Origin of the sequence: Streptomyces sp. NPDC048258 (assembly GCF_043201995.1) — a bacterium.
Taxonomy (GTDB): domain Bacteria; phylum Actinomycetota; class Actinomycetes; order Streptomycetales; family Streptomycetaceae; genus Streptomyces.
This window is the reverse complement of the sequence record NZ_JBICZH010000005.1, coordinates 434,712-435,998: the sequence shown is the minus strand read 5'-3', so window position 1 is coordinate 435,998 and position 1,287 is coordinate 434,712. Positions and strand designations below refer to the sequence as shown.

Below are 1,287 nucleotides of genomic sequence, written 5' to 3'. Positions count from 1 at the left end.
CCAGATGTGGAAGCCCGGTAACGGGTGAAGCTGACTGGTACTAATAGGCCGAGGGCTTGTCCTCAGTTGCTCGCGTCCACTGTGTTAGTTCTGAAGCAACGAACAGTTGCTGGTTTCTAGAGCTGGAACATAACTACAAAGTGTGCTTGTTCGCTCGAAACCGATAGGGTTTCGGTGGTCATAGCGTTAGGGAAACGCCCGGTTACATTCCGAACCCGGAAGCTAAGCCTTTCAGCGCCGATGGTACTGCAGGGGGGACCCTGTGGGAGAGTAGGACACCGCCGAACAATCTTTCAAAGGACCCTTGGTCCAGCGTTCAACGCTGGACCAAGGGTCCTTTTTGTTTTTGTACATCTTTACGCCGAAGCGCGGCCATGGGTTGGTTGCGCGAGAATGACTAGCGGTACCCCGAAGACAGGAGTCACACCCATGTCCAACTCTCCCGACGATCGTCCGGAGCGCGAGCCTCGGCGCAACGACGGTGGTGACAGGGGCGGCTACCGCGGGGGCCGTGACGACCGGGGTGGCGACCGTCCCCCGTTCCGTCGCGACGACCGTGGTGGTCGACCGGCCGGCGGTGGCGGTGGTGGCTTCCGTCGCGATGACCGTGGCGGTGACCGTCCGTCCTTCCCGCGTCGTGATGACCGCGGTGACCGTCCCTCCGGTGGTGGCGGCGGCTTCCGTCGCGACGACCGTGGCGGCGAGCGTCCGTCCTTCCCGCGTCGTGATGACCGCGGTGACCGTCCCTCCGGTGGTGGCGGCGGCTTCCGTCGCGACGACCGTGGCGGCGACCGCCCGTCCTTCCCGCGTCGTGATGACCGTGGCGGTGACCGTCCGTCGTACCCGCGTCGTGATGACCGCGGTGACCGTCCCTCCGGTGGTGGCGGCGGCTTCCGTCGCGACGACCGCGGTGGCGACCGTCCGTCCTACCCGCGTCGTGACGACCGCGGTGACCGTCCCACCGGTGGTGGCGGCGGCTTCCGTCGCGACGACCGTGGCGGCGACCGCCCGTCGTACCCGCGTCGTGACGACCGCGGTGGCGAGCGTCCCCCGTTCCGTCGTGATGACCGCGGTGACCGTCCCACCGGTGGTGGCGGTGGCTTCCGTCGTGACGACCGTGGCGGCGACCGCCCGTCCTTCCCGCGTCGTGACGACCGCGGTGGCGAGCGTCCCCCGTTCCGTCGTGATGACCGCGGTGACCGTCCCACCGGTGGTGGCGGTGGTTTCCGTCGTGACGACCGCGGTGGCGACCGCCCGTCCTTCCCGCGTCGTGACGACCGCGGCGGC

The 1,287-nt window shown here is 67.7% G+C and carries 1 rRNA gene and 1 pseudogene; both read left to right on the top strand.

The features are described from left to right. The first annotated feature begins 170 nt into the window (after nt 1-170). Nucleotides 171-287 (top strand): 5S ribosomal RNA (gene rrf / locus ACGFYQ_RS15720). A gap of 184 nt (nt 288-471) precedes the next feature. Next, nucleotides 472-1,287: pseudogene (locus ACGFYQ_RS15715) on the top strand (tetratricopeptide repeat protein); the annotation flags it as partial.